Here is a 16,567-nt window from a genome sequence, read left to right as displayed (position 1 = left end):
CGGCCGGTCGCGTTCGTCCGGCTCCGCTCACTCAGGTGGCCCGACGTGCAACTCGACCCGGCCGTCGCGCAGGTGGCTGCGGTGGCCGTCGGTGAACTCCAGCCGGAGACTGTGGTCCGCCGGGGCGTCCACGACGACCGCGCTCTCGACCGTGCCGAAGGAGGAGTCGCGGTAGACCCACACCTGGTCGCCGACGTGGAACTCCAGCGTCTCGGACACGATCACCGCACTCACCTCCGCTCCGGCACGCCCACTTGTCTGTACGGGCGGGAGCGGCTCCGGACTCACCGGTTGCGCAGTTGGGTCGGCGCGGTGATGGCCGGCAGGTCGGTGGGCTCCCCGAGCGGGCCCGTCGGAGTGCTGTCCGGGTAGTGGGCGCACTCGGTGGCGGCCGCGACCGCGAGGGTGCCGGCCACGGGGTCGAAGCTGATCGAGACGCTCTCGACCAGGGAGCCGGGTCCGGTGGCCGGTGGGGTCAGCGTCAGGCCGGGGGCGGCGGCGGACCCGTCGACGGCGGCGACCGTCCAGCCCTGGTCGGTCAGGGCCTGCCGGGCCCGCTGCCGGGCCTGCTGCCACTGCGGCCGGCCGACCCCGGCGAGGGTGAAGCGGGCGCCGAGGGCGGCCGTGCGGGGCTGGTCGGCGCCGGTGTCGCCCATGCTCTCCAGGAGGTGGGTGAGGCCCCGGGCGCGGCAGGCCCCGTAGCTGCGGGCCGTGATGCCGTCGCCCTCGCTCCCGCTGGTCAGCGTGGCGCCCGGCGGCAGGGCGAGGGCGTCGTAGACGGCCTGGGCCCGGGTGTCCAGGTGCCTGGCGACCGCTGCCGGGTCGGCCACCGGGTACGGCGTCCCCGACCAGGCCCGGGGCAGCGCCTCCGCCAGCGTCGCGGCCGCGTCGTAGCCGACCGTGCCGAGCACCATCGCCCCGGCGGCCGCCGTGATCATCCCGACCCGCACGGCCTTCCGGCGGCCCTTCCCGTTCTTCGTCATGATCGTTATCGTGCACCGCCGCGCAGGGCCGCCGCTTGAGTACGGGTACTCAGGCGGCGGCGTGCGGGGGCTCAGACCTGGACGACCAGGGGCTCAGGCCTGGACCTGCGAGGGCTCAGGGCTGGACCTGGGAGGGCTCAGGCGTGGGCGGCGGCGCACTCCGGGTGGCCCCAGCTGCCGCCCACCTTGGTGATCTTGTCGCCCTTGGCGTACGGGCGGCTGCACGGGCAGGTGCCGGGGAAGCGGGCGTTCAGGGTGCGCGATCCGCCGCTGAGCCTGGCGGTGCCGGTGGCGGCGGAACCGGTGCTGCGCGCCTTGGGCGCCCTCGATGGCTTCGCGACCGCGGCCGGGTCGGGCACCGGCAGGTCGGCGGCCGTCCCGGCGGCGGCCTGCTGGGTGCGGGCGGCGTCGCTGGCGGCCTTGTCCGCGATGGCGTTCAGCGGGTCGCCGTCCACCTGGTGGGCGGGGACGTACACGAAGGTGACGTCCCGGCCCTCCAGGAGTTCGTCGATCCGCTGGATCAGTTCGCGGTTGGCCACCGGCTTGCCCGCGGCGGTCTTCCAGCCGTTGCGCTTCCAGCCCTTGAGCCACTTGGTGACCGAGTCGCGGGTGTAGGTGCTGTCGAGCCGCACCTCCAGCGGGACGGCCGGGTCGGTGGCGGACAGCAGCTGCTGAAGCGCCGTCAGCTCGCCGATGTTGTTGGTGCTGTGCCCGAGCGGCCCGGCCTCCCAGCGCTGGGGCACCCCGGCGCCGTCCGCCACCACGTAGGCCCAGGCCGCCGGACCCGGGTTGCCCTTGGCTGCTCCGTCACACGCTGCAATGACTCGTTCGACCATGCCCCGATCATGCCTGGTCAGGCGGCCGGTCGCCAAAGTGCTCAGAGGCCCGGCAGCGGGAGCAGCCGTGCCGCGGACCAACTGAGGTCGGAGGAGTGCGGCCCCGACCGCTCGACGGGCCGTGATTCCCGCACCGGCCCTTCCTCAGTACCAGAGGGTGTGCCCGGCCGCGCCCCGGCCGGTGCGGGCGGCGTGGCGGAGCACGCGCAGTGGGCCGTCGAGGAGGGCGTCGGCGTCGTGGTCCGGGCCGTCGCCGAGGCCGGTCATCCAGGCGTGGATGCGCTCGACCACCTCCCGGCGGCGGGCCCCGGTCAGGGTCAGTGCCTCCTCGGCGTCGGGGAGGCAGGCGCGGACCTGCCGGGAGTCGAGCAGGAAGTCGCCGAACCAGCCGGGCAGTTGGAGCGTGGCGTCCGGTCCGAGGGCGTAGGCGAGGGCCCAGAACGGGTTGGCCTTGCGTGCCGCGGCCGAGAACAGGCCCTCCTTCTCCTCGGGCCGGAACCGGCCCACGACGGCCTCCCGGAGGTCCTCCACCGCGTCGGAGCCGTCCCGGCAGCTGTCGAAGAACGCGCACAGCCGGAAGGCGTCCTCCCCGGCGCTCCCGCCGCCGACGGCCGGCTCGCCGAACAGGGACTCGCCCGCCACCCCGCGCCACCAGGCCAGTTCCTCGGCCACCCCGGGCGCCGCCACCCCGGGCGCCGCCGGCCCGGGCGCGGCCGCGACAGGCCCGGCCTCGGCCGCCGCGCCCAGCAGCTGCCGCAACTCCTCGTCGGACACCGTACCGATGACCCACAACCTCGTGGCGCTCATCCCGACCTCCCCGTTCCCGGTCCTGTCCCCTGATCATGCCCGGTGCCACCGACACCGCGGTGCCGTGATGGATCCGTGGCGGGCCACCGGGCCTGGCACCCGAAGCCTCGGCAACGTCCACCACTCCTGCCGCCGGCCTCCACAAGCCGCCCCGCCCGGCAAAGGGTCCGCCCCCGCCGCTGCCCGTCCCCGGTTCGACCTGACAGGATCTCCCGCCATGACGCACTACGAGACGTCCCGGCCGGGGCGGGAGCCCGGCCGGGACGGACGTCCCGACGGGTCCGGCAAGCCTGCCGGGTCCGGGAAGTCCGGGAAGAACGACACGCCGTGGCCGAGACGGCCGCTGCTGACGGCCCTGTGGATCCCTGCCGCCGCCGTGCTGCTCCCGCTCGGCGGGGCGCTCGGGGCGCTCGGCGCGTGGTTCCTCGTCCCCGCGACGGCGCTGGTCCTGACCGGGGTGGTCGGGCTGATCTACGCCGTGATGTGCTTCTGCCGGTCGAGGGCGCTGCAGACCGCCGCAATGCTCCTGATGATCGCCCCGGTGATCGCCGTCCCGCTGATGAGCATCAAGACCGTCCAGGCCACGGTGCTGTCCATGCGCGGCACCGTCCACCCGGGCACCGTCACCGACATCACGGTGATGCACGGCAAGGGCACCAGCTACAGCTGCGCGGTGCGCTACGACGAAGCCCCGGGGCGCACCCGGTCCGTCTCCTGCGGCAGCGGTGACACGACGGGCGAGCGGGTGAGCGTCACCGAGGACCCGGAAGGCCTGGTGGATCCGGAGTTCACCGCGGAGGCCGAGAACCCCCGGTTCGACCTCGCGATGGCCGGCCTCGCCGACGTCTCCCTGCTCACGGTCACCGCCGCCACCTCCGGCCTCGGCGCGCTGCTCCACCTGCTGCGGAGGCGCCGTTATCCCGTTGCGCCGGCGGCGGGGTGACGGACATCATCCCTGGATGAAGCTGGCAGAGCAGGAAATCGCCCTGGGCGAGGTGACGTTGCGCCGTTTCCGCGGCGAGGCGGACTTCCCCGAGTTCTTCCGGGTCATCGAGGAGTCGCTGGAGCACCTGCGGCCCTGGATGCCGTGGGTCGCCGAGCACAGCGAGGCCAAGACCACCGCGTTCCTGGCGGAGCGCCCGGAACTGTGGGAGAGCGGGAAGGACTTCACCTACGCGATCCTGCTGGACGGCGCGATCGTGGGCGCCTGCGGGCTGTTCCGGCGCGAGGACACCGAGGAGGACGGCCGGGAGATCGGCTACTGGCTGCACCCCGCCGCCACCGGCCGCGGCATCGCCACCCGGACGGCCCGGGCGCTGGCCGAACAGGCCTTCCACCTCCCCGGCGTGGACTTCGTGGAGATCGTGCACGACCCCGCGAACCTCGCCAGCGCCGCCGTCCCGGCCCGGCTCGGCTTCACCGAGTACGGGCGCCGCCCCGCCGAGGCGCTCGCTCCGGCGGAGACCGGCGAGGAGCAGATCTGGCGGCTCCGGCGCGGCTGACGAACGGTGCCCGGCGGTCCGCCGCCGTGGGGTGCGTGCGGACCGCCGGGCGACGCCGGACGGACGGGACGATCCGGCCGGGCGCCGTGGGAACGAACGCCGGCCGGGGACTGCCGTCCCCGCGCGGAGCGCCCCATCTCGAACCCCGCGTGCCGGCCGCGCACCCTCTGCCACGGCCTCCCGCGTTCGTTCCCATGCCCAGGAGACCTCCTGGCCGGCGACCGGATAACACTTTTCCTCGCGCTCTCCCCCACCCGCCGCCAGACCGGGATCGTCTAGTCTCGGCTGGAGCCGACGGGGACAGGCCCGAGCCCCCGGTCCAGCCAGCAGCTCCCGCCGAGAGGCCCCACCGTGCCGAACGCACCCGTGATCCGCAGTGACGTCCCCGGCTCGTTCCCGTGGGCCGTCTTCCACGAGCGCCACCCCGTGCTGGTCCGGCGGGTTCTCGACGCCCTGCCGTACGGCCCGGCCGAGCGGGCGGCGATCGAGGCGCTGCTGGTGGAGAGCACCACCGGCCTGCTGGAGCCGCCGGAGGAGGACACCCCGGACGCCGCCCGGTGGCGGGAGTGGGGCGGGCCCGTGTGGGGCAGGCCCTGGGGCGAGGCGCCGTTCCTGTGGGCGGAGAGCTACTTCTACCGCCGACTGCTCGACGCCACCGGGTACTTCCGGCCCGGCGCCTGGCAGGGCATCGACCCGTTCGCGCCGTTCAAGAACGCCGAACTGGCCGGAGCCGCGGTGGACGAGGAGCTGGCGGCGCTCGACCGGCTCGACGGCCTGCCGCCGTCCCGACGGGCGGAGGCACTGCTCTCGTCCGCCCTGTGGGGCAACCGGGCGGACCTCGGCTTCCAGCTCACCGCCGGGGCCGGCGGCCCGGTCTCCTCCGACCTGCTCGCGGACGACAGCGCACTGCTCCGCTCCGAGCTGGAGCGGGCCGGCGGCGGGCTGGTCTGCCTCGTCGCGGACAACGCGGGCCGGGAGCTGCTGCCCGACCTGGTGCTGATCGACCATCTGCTGACCGAGGGCCGGGCCGCCGAGGTCGCCCTGTACGTGAAGCCCCAGCCGTACTACGTGTCGGACGCCACCACCGCCGACGTCCTCGCCTCGGTCGAGCGTCTGCGCACCGCGCCGTCACCGGCGGCCGGGGCCGTCGGCGAGCGGCTGTGGCGGGCGCTGAACCTCGGCACGCTGGTGATCCGCACCCATCCGTTCTTCTGCGCGCCGCTCCCGTACCACGACCTGCCCGCCGGCCTCCGGGCCGAACTCGGGGGCGCGGCGCTGACGATCCTCAAGGGTGACCTCAACTACCGCCGCCTGGTCGGCGACCGGCTCTGGCCCCCGACCACCCCCTTCGCCGAGACGGCCGAGCACTTCCCGTCGAGCGTCGCCGCCCTGCGGACGCTGAAGTCGGACGTGGTCGTCGGTCTGGACGCCGCCACCGTCGCCCGGCTCGACGGGACCGGGACGGGGTGGCGCGTCAGCGGCCGCCACGCCGTCATCCAGGTCCGCGTCCGGCCGTAGGGTCCGCCGCCGACGGCCGCCGGGCCCGCAGCAGCACGCCCGCCCCGCCGTCGAGGGCCACGCCCTGCACACTGACGCACCGGCCGCCCGCCCGCCGCTCACGTCGAGCGGCGGGCGGGGCGGACGTTCCTCAGCGGCCGGACACCGGACACCCCCGGCCGGGCCCTCAGCCCGCGTACACGTCCTCGACGTAGCGCCCGGCCTCGATCAGGCCCTGCAACCACTCCTGCGCCCGCTGTTCGTCGGCCCCCGGCGTGCGCTCCCGGTAGAGCGTCCGGAAGGCCTCCCGCACGCCGGGCGCCATCCGGGCGCCGTCGCCGCACACGTACACCTCCGCACCGGCCTCCAGCAGCGCCCAGACCTCCGAGGCCTCGGCCGCGATGCGGTCCTGGACGAACCGCCGCCCGCCCTCCGGCTGCTCACTGAAGGCGGGCCGCATCGAGACCGCGCCCACCCGCTCGGCCTCCTCCAGCTCGGCCCGGTGGAGGTAGTCCGCCTGCGGGGCGTCGCAGCCGAAGTACAGCAAAGCCGGGGCGAGTTGGGCCCCCTCGCCGGCCGAGGCCAGCAGCGCCCGGCGGTCGGCGACGGCGCCGCGGAAGGGCGCCAGTCCGGTCCCGGCCGCGATCATGATCACCGGGGTGCGGTGCCCGATCCGGAAAGCCTCCCGGCAGGGCTGGACCCGGGCCAGCACGGTGTCGCCGACGCCCACCCGGTCGAGGTAGCCGGAACCGGTGCCCCGGAAGGTGCCCCGGCCCGAGCGCGCCGGGGCGCTGAGCACCGAGACCATCAGGTCGACCTCCCGTACGCCCCCGGCCGCGGGTGCGGGGCCCGCGGGCGAGGAGGAGATCGAGTAGTGGCGGGGCCGGATCGGCGGCAGCAGTTCCAGCAGCACCGGCCAGCCGAGCGCCTCCCGCAGGGCCGGGAAGTCCTCGACCAGGTCGAGCAGGGTGCGCGGGTCGTCCGCGGGCAGCGCCCGCAGCGCGGCCTGCTCGGGCGGGCAGGGATTGAGCGCGGCCAGCGTGGCGCGCTGCTCGGCGGTCGGGCGGTCCTGCAACTCGACGTGGTGGGTGAGCAGTTCCCGTACGCTCAGCGGGCGGTCGACCGCGAGGCCGGTGCGCCGGTGGGCGACGATGCTCAGCACCGTGTCGAGGTCGGTGCCGAGCAGCTTGGCGGCGCGCTCGACCAGGACCGGGTCGTTGGCCGGCAGCACGGTCAGGTGGTCGGCGGTCCGGTACTCGGCGCCGGCCGGCAGGGCGAGCCGGACGAGCCGCTTCACCCGGTGGTAGTCGGGGTCGGTCAGGCTGCCGACGGCGGTGACGGTCAGCTTGCTCATGCCGTGCCGGGCGGCGAGCGCGTCCAGCGGGCCGCCGGTCAGTTCGGTGACGGTGTACGCGGCCTCCTCCCGCGGGGCGGCCGCGGCCTCGGCGTCGCCGTGGCGCGTCAGCAGGAGGTCGGCCAGCGCCTCGGTGAACTCCCGTACGGTACCGGCCAGGTCGCCGGAGGCGTCGGCCTCGGCGCGGGCGAGCAGCCGGGTGCCGCCGAGGGCGGCGAGCCGGTCGTCGACCAGGGTGGGGATGCGCTGGTAGGTGGCGGCGTAGGTGCGGTCGCCGATGCCGAGCACCGCGTACTGGACGCCGTCGGCCGCGCCGTCCGGGGCCTCGGCCAGGCGGCGGACGAACTCGGCCGCGTCGTCGGTCGGTTGGCCGTTGTACGAGGCGGCGGTGATCACCACCGGGCGGTCGGTGGGCAGGCCGTCGGCGTACGCGTCCAGCGGGGCGGTCTCGGTGTCGCAGCCGAGTTCGGCAGCGACCTCGGCGAGTTGGCGGCTGAAGTCGCGGCAGGCGCCGTAGTTGGAGCCGTGCAGCAGCAGCAGGCCGGTGCCCTGGCGGACCCGGCCGGGGCGGTCCGGGCGCTCGGCGGCGCCGGCGGCCTGCCGCGGCACGGCCGGCTGGTCGGGCCGGGCGTACCGGGCCGGCGGTGCGGGGGTGCGCGGGGCGAGGGCGAGGGTGAAGCCCTCGGGCTTGATGGTGAGCGTCTGCTTGAGGGTCAGCTGGTAGTCGGCGTGGTCGATCAGCCGGTAACGGTGGACCAGCATGCCGAGCAGCATGGTCGCCTCGTGCAGCGCGAACTGCCGGCCGATGCAGGCGCGTTCGCCGGTCCCGAAGGGCTTGAAGGCGTGCGGGGAGCGGACCGCCTCGCGCTCGGGGTCGAACCGGGAGGAGTCGAAGAGCTCCGGGTTGTCGCCCCAGGCCGGGTCGCGGTGCAGCATCGGGGTCAGCACGAAGATCGGCATCCCCGGACGGACCGGGATCCGCCCGCCGAGCAGGGTCTCCGCCCGCGCCTCCCGGCTGAACTGGGGCGCCGTCGGCCACAGCCGCAGCGCCTCGTTGAGCACCTGACGGGTGTGGCGCAGCCGGCCGACGTCCTCGTACGAGGGCTCCGGGTCGGACCGGTCGCCCCAGAGCGCGTCCACCTCCTCCTGGACGCGGCGGAGTTCGGAGGGGTGCTTGGCGAGGTAGTGCAGCGCGAAGGAGAGCGCACCCGAGGTGGTCTCGTGGCCGGCGATCAGGAAGGTGATCACCTGGTTGCGGATGTTCTCGATGTCCAGCCGGGTGCCGTCGACGGGGTGGACCGCGCCGAGCATCAGGCCGAGCAGGTCCTCGGCCGGGCCGTCCTCGGCGCCGCTCTCCACCCGGGCGGCGATCACCTCGTCCACCACGCCGGCCAGGTAGTCGGCGTCCCGGCGGAAGGCGGCGTCGCGCTCGCCGTGGTCGAGCGCCGGGTTGCGGGTCAGCCGGGTCATCGCCCAGTCCAGGCAGCGCACCATGGCCTCGACGAAGGGGTGCGGCTCGTCCCGCTCGAAGGAGCCGAAGTCGAAGCCGAACCCGGCCAGTCCGATGGTGTCCAGGGTCATCCGGGTCATGTCGCCGGGCACGTCCACCGTCAGCCCGGCGGCCGAGCGGCGGTCCCAGGCCTCGATGACCCGGCGGGCGACCTTCAGCATCACCGGGTGGTAGGTGCGCATCGAGCCGAGCGCGAAGGCGGGCATCAGGATGTCGTGCGCCCTGGCCCAGTTCGGCTCGTCGTTGTAGGCGGTGAACAGGCCGTCCCCGGTGAACTCGCGGACGTTCTCCAGCGCCGGGCCGATCGCCTTGGTGAAGCGCTCCTCGTCGGCCAGTTCCTCGACCAGTTCCAGGCTGCTGACCATCAGCACCTCGCGGCCGTGCAGGCGCTGGACGAAGGCCGGGCCGTGCTCTCTGGCCAGTTCCATGCTCCGCAGCACGGGGACGCTGGCCGGCGCCAGCGCGGAGATGTCCACCAGGGGGACGGTCGGTCCCCCCGTGGTGGTACCGGTGCTGCTCGCTGCCTCGGTCGTGGTGTCGGTCATCGGTGGGTCCCTCCCACGGCGGAAAACTTCTCGGTTCCTCCACTCTGAGCCCCCACGGCCGCCGCCCGACAGTGATCACTACATGATTGTGTAGTGCTCGCACCGTCCGGAGACTTGCCTACGCTCCATCAGTTGCGGCCCGGTGCGACAGGAGGAGGACGACGCATGCGACCGATCGAGGGCCGCCGCCCCGCGCCGGTGACCAGGCAGGACCCGGCGGTGATCTGGCGCAATCGCGCCCTGCGCCTCATGGACCACGTGCCGCTGCCCATCGCGGTGTGCGAGTACGGCGGCCGGATCCTGATCGTCAACCGCGCGATGGCCGCCGAGTTCGGCCTGCTCCCCGGTCAGTTGCGCCACCAGCGGATCCTGGAGTTCTTCACCCTCAGGGACCGCGCCACCCTCCAGGCGCTCACCGAGGCCGTCCGCCTCCACCGCCGCTCGCAGTACCCGGCCAAGGTCTCCTGGACGCCCGCCGACGGCCGCGAACGGCAGGGCGAGATGACCGTCGAGCTGATCAGCGACTCCCCGGAGGAGACCCCGAACCTGCTGATCTCGCTGCGCACCCTCGCCGAGCCCACCGCCCCGCCCGTCCCCCGGCAGCCCGGCCCGGGCGCCGAGGTCAGTCCGATCGAGGCCCGCATCCTCGCCGCGGCCGCCCGGGGCGCCACCACCGCCCGGATCGCCAAGGAGGTCGGGCTCACCACGGACGGCGTCAACTACCACCTCGCCCGGCTCTCCCGCCGCTGGCACCTGCCCAACCGCACCGCCCTGGTCGCCCGCGCCTACGCCCTCGGCGTCCTCGCCCCGGACACCTGGCCTCCGGAGGCCGCCGGCCCGCGCTGACGGGTCGTGGCCTGCGAACGGACGCGTACGGCTCGCCGCCGCAGCGGGTGCGTGCTCTCGTAAGGCACATGATCACTTCATCGCTGGCCCGCCTGGCCGTCCCGTTCGCCGCCACCGCCGTCCTCGTCCTCGCCGGCTCCGCCCCGGCCATGGCCCTGCCCCGCGACGTCACCGCCGAGCAGTGCCAGGAGAACGGGGGCACCGTCCAGGGCGGCGGGTACTGCGTGGGCGCCACCGGCGAGGACGAATGGGGGGCGGACATCGACGGACAGGGCATCGCCTAGAGACCGCACGAGTGGCGGCACTCGAATGAGCCCCGCCGTCCCGCACCCCGCGTCAGGGCGGCGGAAGGTCGCGGACCGGTAAAGAGCACCACCCCCTGCCCCTCCCCCTCGCTGACCGGCCGCTACGCTCTGGGCCGCGCCGGCCACGGGGGCCGGCGGACACCACGGGGGAACCACAGTGCGCTACCTGGTCCGCGACCGCATGTTCGCCTTCCACGAGGAGGCCTGGATCGAGACCGAGCAACGGGAGAAGCTCTACCGCGTGAACCGGAAGTTCTTCCGGCTGCGCCGCACCTTCCGCCTGGTCGACACCCGCGGCGAGCACGTCGCGAGCATCGTCCGCAAGGCCTTCACCTTCCACCACACCCTGCTGATCAAGCAGGAGGGGCAGCCCACCGCGAAGGTCAGCAAGAAGCTGTTCAAGCTCTTCGGCGACCGCTTCAAGGTCCGCCTCGGCGACGGCCGCAAGCTGAGGATCAACGGCAACCTGTGGGACCGCGAGTTCGACATACGCCACGAGGGCACCACCCTGGCGCACGTGTCCCGCCGCTGGTTCACCGTCCGCGACGCCTACGCCGTGGACGTGATGAGCCCGCAGGACGCCCTGATCCTGGTCATCCTGGCGGTCTGCGTGGACCACGTCCTCCAGGACGCCAAGGGCGACCAGCTGACCAACCTCTGACGACGGTCAGGGCGCGCCCAGGATCGCCGGGTCCTCGGCGAGTTCGGCCAGCAGGGCGTCCAGCTTGGCCCGGTCGACCGAGGGCATCACGAAGACGTGCACGTAGCTGCGCCGGGTGGCCTCGTCGCCCGGGACCATCAGCACGTCCTGGGAGGACAGCGACCACTTCGCCACCAGCTCCGGGCTCGGCTTGCGGAACCGGACGGTGACGGCGCCCGGGGTGCGGGCCGACCAGAGCTCGACGCCGAGTTCGCGCTCCATCGCGGTCAGCCGCCGCTCCAGGTAGGCGGCCAGCTCCTGGGCCTCGCGGATCCGGTGCACCTGGTCCCGGTAGGAGTAGCGGGACAGGTGGTCCCAGAGGACCAGCGGGGAGAAGCCGTTGCGGGAGCCGGCGAAGGTGGTGTCCGGGGCGCCGATGTAGTCCGGCTGGGACGGCGGCGAGATCTGGTACTTCACCTTGGTCATGTAGATGCCGCACGGCCACGGCGCACCGGCCCACTTGTGGCCGCTCATCGCGATCGACGAGACCATGTCGACCTCGCCGTGCCCGGCGGTGGGCAGCCGCAGGCCGAAGTCGAACTCGGGCAGCTCAGCCTCCGGCGTCCAGCCGTACCGCTCGGGGTCCTCGGCTGCCAGCCGCAGGAACGGCGCGTAGCCCGCGCCGAGCGCGCCGTCCACGTGGATCCAGAAGCCGCGGCGCACGTCCACCAGCGGCCGGCCGGTCTGCGGGCAGCTGCCGTACACCACCTCGCGCCGCACCAGCCCGTGCCGCTCGAAGATCGGCAGCAGCCGCTCGCAGACCGCTCGGACGTCGTCGTGGGCGCCCTTGAAGGTGCTGCCGAGGTTGAGGTTGACGAAGACCGGGTGGCCCTTGGCGGCGAAGAACTCGACGAGCACGGCGAGGGCGTCGACGTCTATCTCGCCGGAGCCGTCCCAGGACAGGCCGGACGGGCCGGGGCGGGAGGGCACCTCGGTGGGCCAGGTGTTCAGGCCGGTCACCGGGTCGACCAGCGGGCACTCGTCGGCGTACTTCTCCAGGCCGACGGCGTGGAAGGTCTCCACGCCGAGGACGGCGACGGCCTTGGCGAAGGAGTAGTGGGTGTCCTCGGAGTAGAAGGCCACCGGGTGGTGGGCGTTGGGGTTCCGCCGGTCCGGGTCGGCCTTGACGTAGCGCACCGCGTCGAAGGGGGCGGCCGGCGGCTGGATCAGCGCCTTGCCGCTCAGGTAGTCCCGGGCGTTCCAGAGGGCGTACATGTTGCCCTCGGTCGAGCCCATGGACAGCATGTAGCCCCAGTAGGACTCCGGGTCGGCCGGGTCGTGCGGGCGCTCGGCGTGCCAGAGCTTGGCGTAGTAGTCGAGCACGGCCCGCTCGACGACCTTGGTGTTGGGCTTGTAGCCGCCGCTCTGGAACGGGTCGCCGAGGTTGTTGATGTTGTTCGGCATGAACCGGGCGAGGTCCAGTGCGGTGCCCTGCATGTCCTGGGTGGCCTGATAGCCGACCAGGTGCTTGCGCTTGCGGGTCAGGTACTCGTCCACGGCGTCGAGCGCGCGCAGCCGCCGGTCGTCGTCCAGGCCGCCCTCGGGAAGCGTGAAGTCGCCGCCGTCCAGCTCCGGACCGGGATCGACGGCGATCGCGGTCGCGCGCGCGGTCGCGGTCTCGGTCTCGGCGGCGGGGAAGGCGGTCGGGCTCATGGGCGGCGCGCTCCGGGGGTGCGGTGGGGCGACGGCTGCCGTCTGCGTCGACGACAGCCGTCGGTAAGGACCGTCGGCAAGGATGGAACTTCCGGACGCTCGGCGGAAGCCTCTCCGAAGAACATTCGGTCCAGGCCCGGTCAGGTTTGCGAATCTGCGGAACGGACTGGGATCCTGGCGGGCATGCCGAACAATCCGCAGGCCCGCCGGGCACCGCTCGACGACGTGGACCGGGCGATCGTCCGCGCCCTGGCCGAGAACGCCCGCCTCCCGAACAACGCCCTCGCGGCCGCCGTCGGCATCGCCCCCTCCACCTGCCTGGCCCGCGTCCGGGCGCTCCAGGAGCGCGGCATCATCCGCGGCTTCCGGGCCGAGCTCGACCCGGCCGCGATCGGGCTGCCGCTCCAGGCGATGATCTCGGTACGGCTGCGCGCCCACACCCGCGAGCAGAACGAGAGCTTCCGCAGCACCGCCCCCGACCTGCCCGGCGTGCTGGCCGTCTTCCACATGGCCGGCTCGGACGACTACCTGCTGCACGTCGGCGTCGCCGGGCCCGAGGAGCTGCGCGACTTCGTCGTGGACCACCTCACCACCCACCCGGCGGTGGCCCAGACCCGCACCAATCTGATCTTCGAACAGATACCGGGCCGCCGTTACCTGGGGCGCTGACCCCCCGCCGCCTCGGCCGCCTCCCAGGCAGCGCCGCACCGCTCAACCGCTCCGGGGCCGGGCAGCCCTTCCTCGCCGCGAAGGCCTTCGGCCCGCTGCTCCGGGCGGTACTCCGGGACGTGTACACCGACCTGGAGGCGATGGAACGGGTGCTGCGCGACAGCGGCCTGGACTGGACGGCCGTCCGACCGCCGCGGCTGACGAACCGGCCGGGCCGGGGCCGCTACCGGCACGCCGTCGAGGCCGGACCGGCCGGCTCCAGCATCCCGCGCGCCGACGTGGCCCGGGCCGTGCTGGACCTGGTCTCCGACCGGACGAGCTTCCGGCACGCGGTCGGCGTCAGCTCCTGAGCCGGGCGGCCGCCGCACCCGCGAGCATGTTTACGGTTCCTCCACGGATGTGCTCGGGAAGTGGAGCTGCTGCGTCCTGAGCTCTTGTCAGGCGGAACGTTCCTCCCTACCTTCGTGGATCGGGATCCCGGCCCACTGCGCCAGCCGCACGGGCCGCGACCCGCACCATCACCGGAGGCACGACAAGATCTGGAGGTTTCCCATGCCCGGAACCATGATCGAGGAGATCCGCGACGCGGGTCCGCTGCTGGTCGATGACGAGACCGTCGCGTTCGAGGACGACGACCGCACCGACCGCGAGGCCACGGCGTGTCTGGCCGACCCGTGGGTGACGGCGACCACCCGGTTCGCCTGCGACTTCAACTCCTGACGTGACCGGTTCCGCCGCCGGCCGCCGCGGGTGGTCCGATGACACCTGGACCTACCTGAACGATCCTCGGATGCCGGCGGTGGAACACGGTTGGAAGCTGCACGTCTCGGCACGGCCCGGCGAGCTGGCGGCCGTGATCGGGATCGTCCGACCGGTGCTGCTGCGGTACGTCTGCCACGCCAAGTGGGCGAGCGGTCCGGAGGTCCTGCGGGAGCTCAACTCCGGGATGCGCGGCGCTGGTTCGGTCGGGAAGGCGATCACGGTGTACCCGGCGCCCGGCACCGTGGTCGCGCTCGCCGAGGAGCTGGTCGCGGTACTGCGCGGGCGCGAGGGGCCGACGGTGGTGAGCGACCGGCGGGTCGATCCGGACGCGCCGGTCCACTACCGCTACGGGCCCTTCACCGGCGACTACCGGACCGGCCGGAGCGGGCGGCTGGAATCCGTCATGGTCGGCCCGGACGGCCGGGTCTTCGACGGCCTGGCGGCCGCTTCCTACCGGTGCCCGCCGTGGGCCGAGGACCCCTTCGAACGGCGGGCGGCCGCGGCGGCCCGACCGGAGGCCTCCCCCGGGCTCGGCGGCGGACGCTACCGGGTCACCGCCGGCATCGCGCGCAAGCCGCAGGGCAACGTCTACCGGGCGGTCGACCTGACCACCGGACTGCCGGTGGTGGTCAAGCAGGCCCGGGCCTTCGTCGCCGAAGAGGAGTCCGGGGCGGACGCCCGGGACCGGCTGCGCCACGAACGGGCGGTGCTCTCCGCGCTCGACGGCCTCCCCGGGGTGCCCCGGGCGCTCGACTCCTTCCGGCACCGCTCGGACGAGTACCTGGTGATGAGCAGCTGCGGCGACCGGGACCTGCGGCGGGAGGTCCAGGAGCGGGGCCCGTACGACGCCGACCGGCTGGCCGGGCTGGCCACCCGGCTGCTGCGGCTGCTGGACGGCATCCACCGCCGGGGCGTGGTGGTCCGCGACCTGAAGCCCGACAACGTGGCGCTCGACGCCGACGGCCGGTGCCGGCTGGTCGACTTCGGGATCAGCGCCATCGACGGCGCCGCCCCGGACGGCGCGACACCCGGCTACAGCGAGCCGGTACGGCGCCCGGCCGGGCAGCCGGCCCGACCCGCCGACGACTACTACGCGCTGGGCGCGACCCTCGGATTCGCCGCCACCGGCCTGGACCCGGTCATCGTCGACGACGACCCGGCCGTCAACCGGGACCGCACCCTGGCCGGGCTGGCCCGGGCGCTGCCCGGCGACGACCACCGCCGATTCCGCGAGCTGATCGCCGAGTTGACCAGCCTCGATCCGGCCGTACGGACCGCCGGCGCCGACCGGCTGCGCACCGGGAAGTCCCGGGCGGCGTCCCGGGAGGCCGAGCCGCCACGGGTCGACGCCGACCTGCTCCGGGAGATCGTCGAGCACACCACCGGGTACTGCGTCGCCGAGGCCGGGCGGATCGTCGACCCGGTGCTCTCCGCGCGCGCGGCCGTGCCGACCCCGGTCGACGTCTACGGCGGGAGCGCGGGCCTCGGCCTGGAGCTGATCCACCACCTCCACCGGCCCGGGGTGTCGGAGGCCGTCGAGGCGCTGGCGCGGTGGACGGCGGGTCGATCCCGCAGCCTGCCGCCGGGCTTCTACTCGGGCCGTACCGGCGTCGACCTGTTCCTCGCCGAGGCCGGGATCGGCACGGGCGGGGCCGCCGCGGACGGGGCCGCCGTGGGCACCGCCGCGGACGGGGCCGTCATGCGTGGCACCCTCGTGGCCAGGGCCGAGGACCTGCCGACGCGGGGCCCGGACGGCGGGCCGCCCGAGGCGGATCTGATCGAGGGCGTCGCCGGGATCGGCATCGGCCGCCTGCTGCTCGCCCGGTGCTCCCCGGCGGACCGCGACCGGCACCTCGCCGTCGCTGCCGAGTGCGCCCGGATGCTGGCCTCCGGCCGGGCCCGGCTGTCGCCCGCGGGCGCCGACACCGTCGGCCGGGCCGCCCTGCGCGAGGGGCTCGCGCACGGCACGGCAGGCGTCGCCTACTTCCTGCTGGAGTACGGGAGTTCGAGCGGAGATCCGGCCGACCTGCGCCGGGCCGAGCAGGCCTGCGCGGAGCTCGCCGCCGTCACCCCGGGGCTCCTCGCCCGGGCCACCGCCCCGGGGGCGACCCGCCGCTACGGCTCCTGGTGCCGGGGACTCGCCGGGGTCGGGACGGTGCTCGTCCGGGCCGCCGACCGGCTGGGCGACCCCGGGTACCTCTCCCTCGCCCGGCAGGCCGCCCGCACCTGCGCCGCGCTCGCGCCGCGGATGCCGCTGGTCGGCCAGTGCTGCGGGCTCGCGGGCGTCGGCGACTTCCTGGTGGACGTCGCGGTCGCCTCCGGAACCTCCGGAACCTGCGGAACCACAAGAACGTCCGGGTCCTCCGCCTCCGAGGAGTTCTGGGACGCCGCCCGTACCGTCGCGGCCGTGATCCTCAGCCGTAGCGGCGGCACCCCGGCCCGCCCGGTCTTCCCGGACCCGGGTCTCGCCCGGGCGAGCGCCACCTGGGCGGGCGGGTCCGCCGGGGTGCTCGGCTTCCTGCGACGGCTGCACGACCGGGGCGGACCACGCCTCGGCCTCATCGGCTGACGGGCGGAGGCCGGGCCCCGCGGCCGCGT

General features: G+C 74.4%; 16 protein-coding genes. 10 read left to right on the top strand and 6 right to left on the bottom strand.

Annotation, left to right across the window (positions count from 1 at the left end; all coding sequences use genetic code 11):
- Nucleotides 1–27: 27 nt before the first annotated feature.
- From ACIRVF_RS04895 to ACIRVF_RS04880, 4 genes are all read right to left on the bottom strand, one after another.
- Entirely contained in the window at nt 28–225 is a 198-nt protein-coding gene (locus tag ACIRVF_RS04895) for a hypothetical protein (RefSeq protein ID WP_402813761.1), read from the bottom strand.
- Nucleotides 226–284: 59 nt separating this feature from the next.
- Nucleotides 285–983, bottom strand: coding sequence for a hypothetical protein (locus tag ACIRVF_RS04890; protein WP_402813758.1), 699 nt, complete (start codon nt 981–983; stop codon nt 285–287).
- A 137-nt stretch (nt 984–1,120) separates the two neighbouring features.
- Nucleotides 1,121–1,819 (bottom strand): ribonuclease H, encoded by a 699-nt coding sequence (locus ACIRVF_RS04885; RefSeq protein ID WP_402813755.1) that lies wholly within the window; start codon nt 1,817–1,819, stop codon nt 1,121–1,123.
- A gap of 144 nt (nt 1,820–1,963) precedes the next feature.
- Nucleotides 1,964–2,626: a hypothetical protein gene (locus ACIRVF_RS04880; protein ID WP_402813752.1), complete on the bottom strand. Its 663-nt coding sequence runs from the start codon at nt 2,624–2,626 to the stop codon at nt 1,964–1,966.
- 217 nt (nt 2,627–2,843) lie between these two features.
- Here ACIRVF_RS04880 and ACIRVF_RS04875 point away from each other — a divergent pair, with 217 nt between their 5' ends.
- From ACIRVF_RS04875 to ACIRVF_RS04865, 3 genes are all read left to right on the top strand, one after another.
- Complete coding sequence (locus ACIRVF_RS04875; protein WP_402813749.1) at nt 2,844–3,569, top strand: hypothetical protein; 726 nt, start codon at nt 2,844–2,846, stop codon at nt 3,567–3,569.
- 16 nt (nt 3,570–3,585) lie between these two features.
- Complete coding sequence (locus ACIRVF_RS04870; protein WP_402813747.1) at nt 3,586–4,128, top strand: GNAT family N-acetyltransferase; 543 nt, start codon at nt 3,586–3,588, stop codon at nt 4,126–4,128.
- A gap of 351 nt (nt 4,129–4,479) precedes the next feature.
- Nucleotides 4,480–5,646, top strand: a complete 1,167-nt coding sequence (locus ACIRVF_RS04865) for a damage-control phosphatase ARMT1 family protein (RefSeq protein WP_402813744.1) — start codon at nt 4,480–4,482, stop codon at nt 5,644–5,646.
- Between the two features lie 166 nt (nt 5,647–5,812).
- Here the strand turns inward: ACIRVF_RS04865 and ACIRVF_RS04860 are convergent, their stop codons facing one another.
- Nucleotides 5,813–9,034, bottom strand: coding sequence for a cytochrome P450 (locus ACIRVF_RS04860; RefSeq protein WP_402813741.1), 3,222 nt, complete (start codon nt 9,032–9,034; stop codon nt 5,813–5,815).
- A gap of 165 nt (nt 9,035–9,199) precedes the next feature.
- On the opposite strand from ACIRVF_RS04860, the gene ACIRVF_RS04855 reads away from it, so the two are divergent.
- The 3 genes from ACIRVF_RS04855 to ACIRVF_RS04845 all read left to right on the top strand — a co-directional run bounded on the left by ACIRVF_RS04855 (nt 9,200) and on the right by ACIRVF_RS04845 (nt 10,846).
- The gene (locus ACIRVF_RS04855) at nt 9,200–9,880 is read left to right on the top strand and encodes a PAS domain-containing protein (protein WP_402813738.1); all 681 of its coding nucleotides are present in this window, start codon (nt 9,200–9,202) and stop codon (nt 9,878–9,880) included.
- Nucleotides 9,881–9,948: 68 nt separating this feature from the next.
- Nucleotides 9,949–10,164 carry a hypothetical protein gene (locus tag ACIRVF_RS04850; RefSeq protein WP_402813736.1) on the top strand — a complete coding sequence of 72 codons (216 nt, stop codon included), beginning with the start codon at nt 9,949–9,951 and terminating at the stop codon, nt 10,162–10,164.
- A gap of 178 nt (nt 10,165–10,342) precedes the next feature.
- A complete protein-coding gene (locus ACIRVF_RS04845; protein ID WP_402813734.1) occupies nt 10,343–10,846 on the top strand; it encodes an LURP-one-related/scramblase family protein in 504 nt (167 codons plus the stop codon).
- 6 nt (nt 10,847–10,852) lie between these two features.
- Here the strand turns inward: ACIRVF_RS04845 and ACIRVF_RS04840 are convergent, their stop codons facing one another.
- Nucleotides 10,853–12,538, bottom strand: coding sequence for a histidine decarboxylase (locus tag ACIRVF_RS04840; RefSeq protein WP_402813731.1), 1,686 nt, complete (start codon nt 12,536–12,538; stop codon nt 10,853–10,855).
- 183 nt (nt 12,539–12,721) lie between these two features.
- On the opposite strand from ACIRVF_RS04840, the gene ACIRVF_RS04835 reads away from it, so the two are divergent.
- The 4 genes from ACIRVF_RS04835 to lanL all read left to right on the top strand — a co-directional run bounded on the left by ACIRVF_RS04835 (nt 12,722) and on the right by lanL (nt 16,538).
- The gene (locus ACIRVF_RS04835) at nt 12,722–13,207 is read left to right on the top strand and encodes an Lrp/AsnC family transcriptional regulator (RefSeq protein ID WP_402813729.1); all 486 of its coding nucleotides are present in this window, start codon (nt 12,722–12,724) and stop codon (nt 13,205–13,207) included.
- Nucleotides 13,204–13,557, top strand: coding sequence for an NAD(P)-dependent oxidoreductase (locus ACIRVF_RS04830; RefSeq protein WP_402814615.1), 354 nt, complete (start codon nt 13,204–13,206; stop codon nt 13,555–13,557). Before ACIRVF_RS04835 ends, ACIRVF_RS04830 begins: the two co-directional genes overlap by 4 nt.
- A gap of 202 nt (nt 13,558–13,759) precedes the next feature.
- The gene (locus ACIRVF_RS04825) at nt 13,760–13,927 is read left to right on the top strand and encodes an SflA family class IV lanthipeptide (RefSeq protein ID WP_402813726.1); all 168 of its coding nucleotides are present in this window, start codon (nt 13,760–13,762) and stop codon (nt 13,925–13,927) included.
- 1 nt (nt 13,928) lies between these two features.
- The gene (gene lanL, locus ACIRVF_RS04820) at nt 13,929–16,538 is read left to right on the top strand and encodes a class IV lanthionine synthetase LanL (protein WP_402813723.1); all 2,610 of its coding nucleotides are present in this window, start codon (nt 13,929–13,931) and stop codon (nt 16,536–16,538) included.
- Nucleotides 16,539–16,567 lie beyond the last annotated feature (29 nt).

Source organism: Kitasatospora sp. NPDC101157, from assembly GCF_044768255.1.
In the GTDB taxonomy this organism is placed as follows: Bacteria; Actinomycetota; Actinomycetes; order Streptomycetales; family Streptomycetaceae; genus Kitasatospora.
The sequence above is the reverse complement of the archived record's forward strand: the minus strand, read 5'-3'. Positions and strand labels throughout refer to the sequence as shown.

Bases quoted from the DNA above. Each gene is read 5' to 3' on its own strand.
- ACIRVF_RS04875 (WP_402813749.1), top strand. From the start codon at position 2,844: ATGACGCACTACGAGACGTCCCGGCCGGGGCGGGAGCCCGGCCGGGAC.
- ACIRVF_RS04860 (WP_402813741.1), bottom strand. From the start codon at position 9,034: ATGACCGACACCACGACCGAGGCAGCGAGCAGCACCGGTACCACCACG.
- ACIRVF_RS04855 (WP_402813738.1), top strand. From the start codon at position 9,200: ATGCGACCGATCGAGGGCCGCCGCCCCGCGCCGGTGACCAGGCAGGAC.
- ACIRVF_RS04890 (WP_402813758.1), bottom strand. From the start codon at position 983: ATGACGAAGAACGGGAAGGGCCGCCGGAAGGCCGTGCGGGTCGGGATG.
- ACIRVF_RS04850 (WP_402813736.1), top strand. From the start codon at position 9,949: ATGATCACTTCATCGCTGGCCCGCCTGGCCGTCCCGTTCGCCGCCACC.
- ACIRVF_RS04825 (WP_402813726.1), top strand. From the start codon at position 13,760: ATGCCCGGAACCATGATCGAGGAGATCCGCGACGCGGGTCCGCTGCTG.
- ACIRVF_RS04870 (WP_402813747.1), top strand. From the start codon at position 3,586: ATGAAGCTGGCAGAGCAGGAAATCGCCCTGGGCGAGGTGACGTTGCGC.
- ACIRVF_RS04885 (WP_402813755.1), bottom strand. From the start codon at position 1,819: ATGGTCGAACGAGTCATTGCAGCGTGTGACGGAGCAGCCAAGGGCAAC.
- ACIRVF_RS04835 (WP_402813729.1), top strand. From the start codon at position 12,722: ATGCCGAACAATCCGCAGGCCCGCCGGGCACCGCTCGACGACGTGGAC.
- ACIRVF_RS04840 (WP_402813731.1), bottom strand. From the start codon at position 12,538: ATGAGCCCGACCGCCTTCCCCGCCGCCGAGACCGAGACCGCGACCGCG.
- ACIRVF_RS04880 (WP_402813752.1), bottom strand. From the start codon at position 2,626: ATGAGCGCCACGAGGTTGTGGGTCATCGGTACGGTGTCCGACGAGGAG.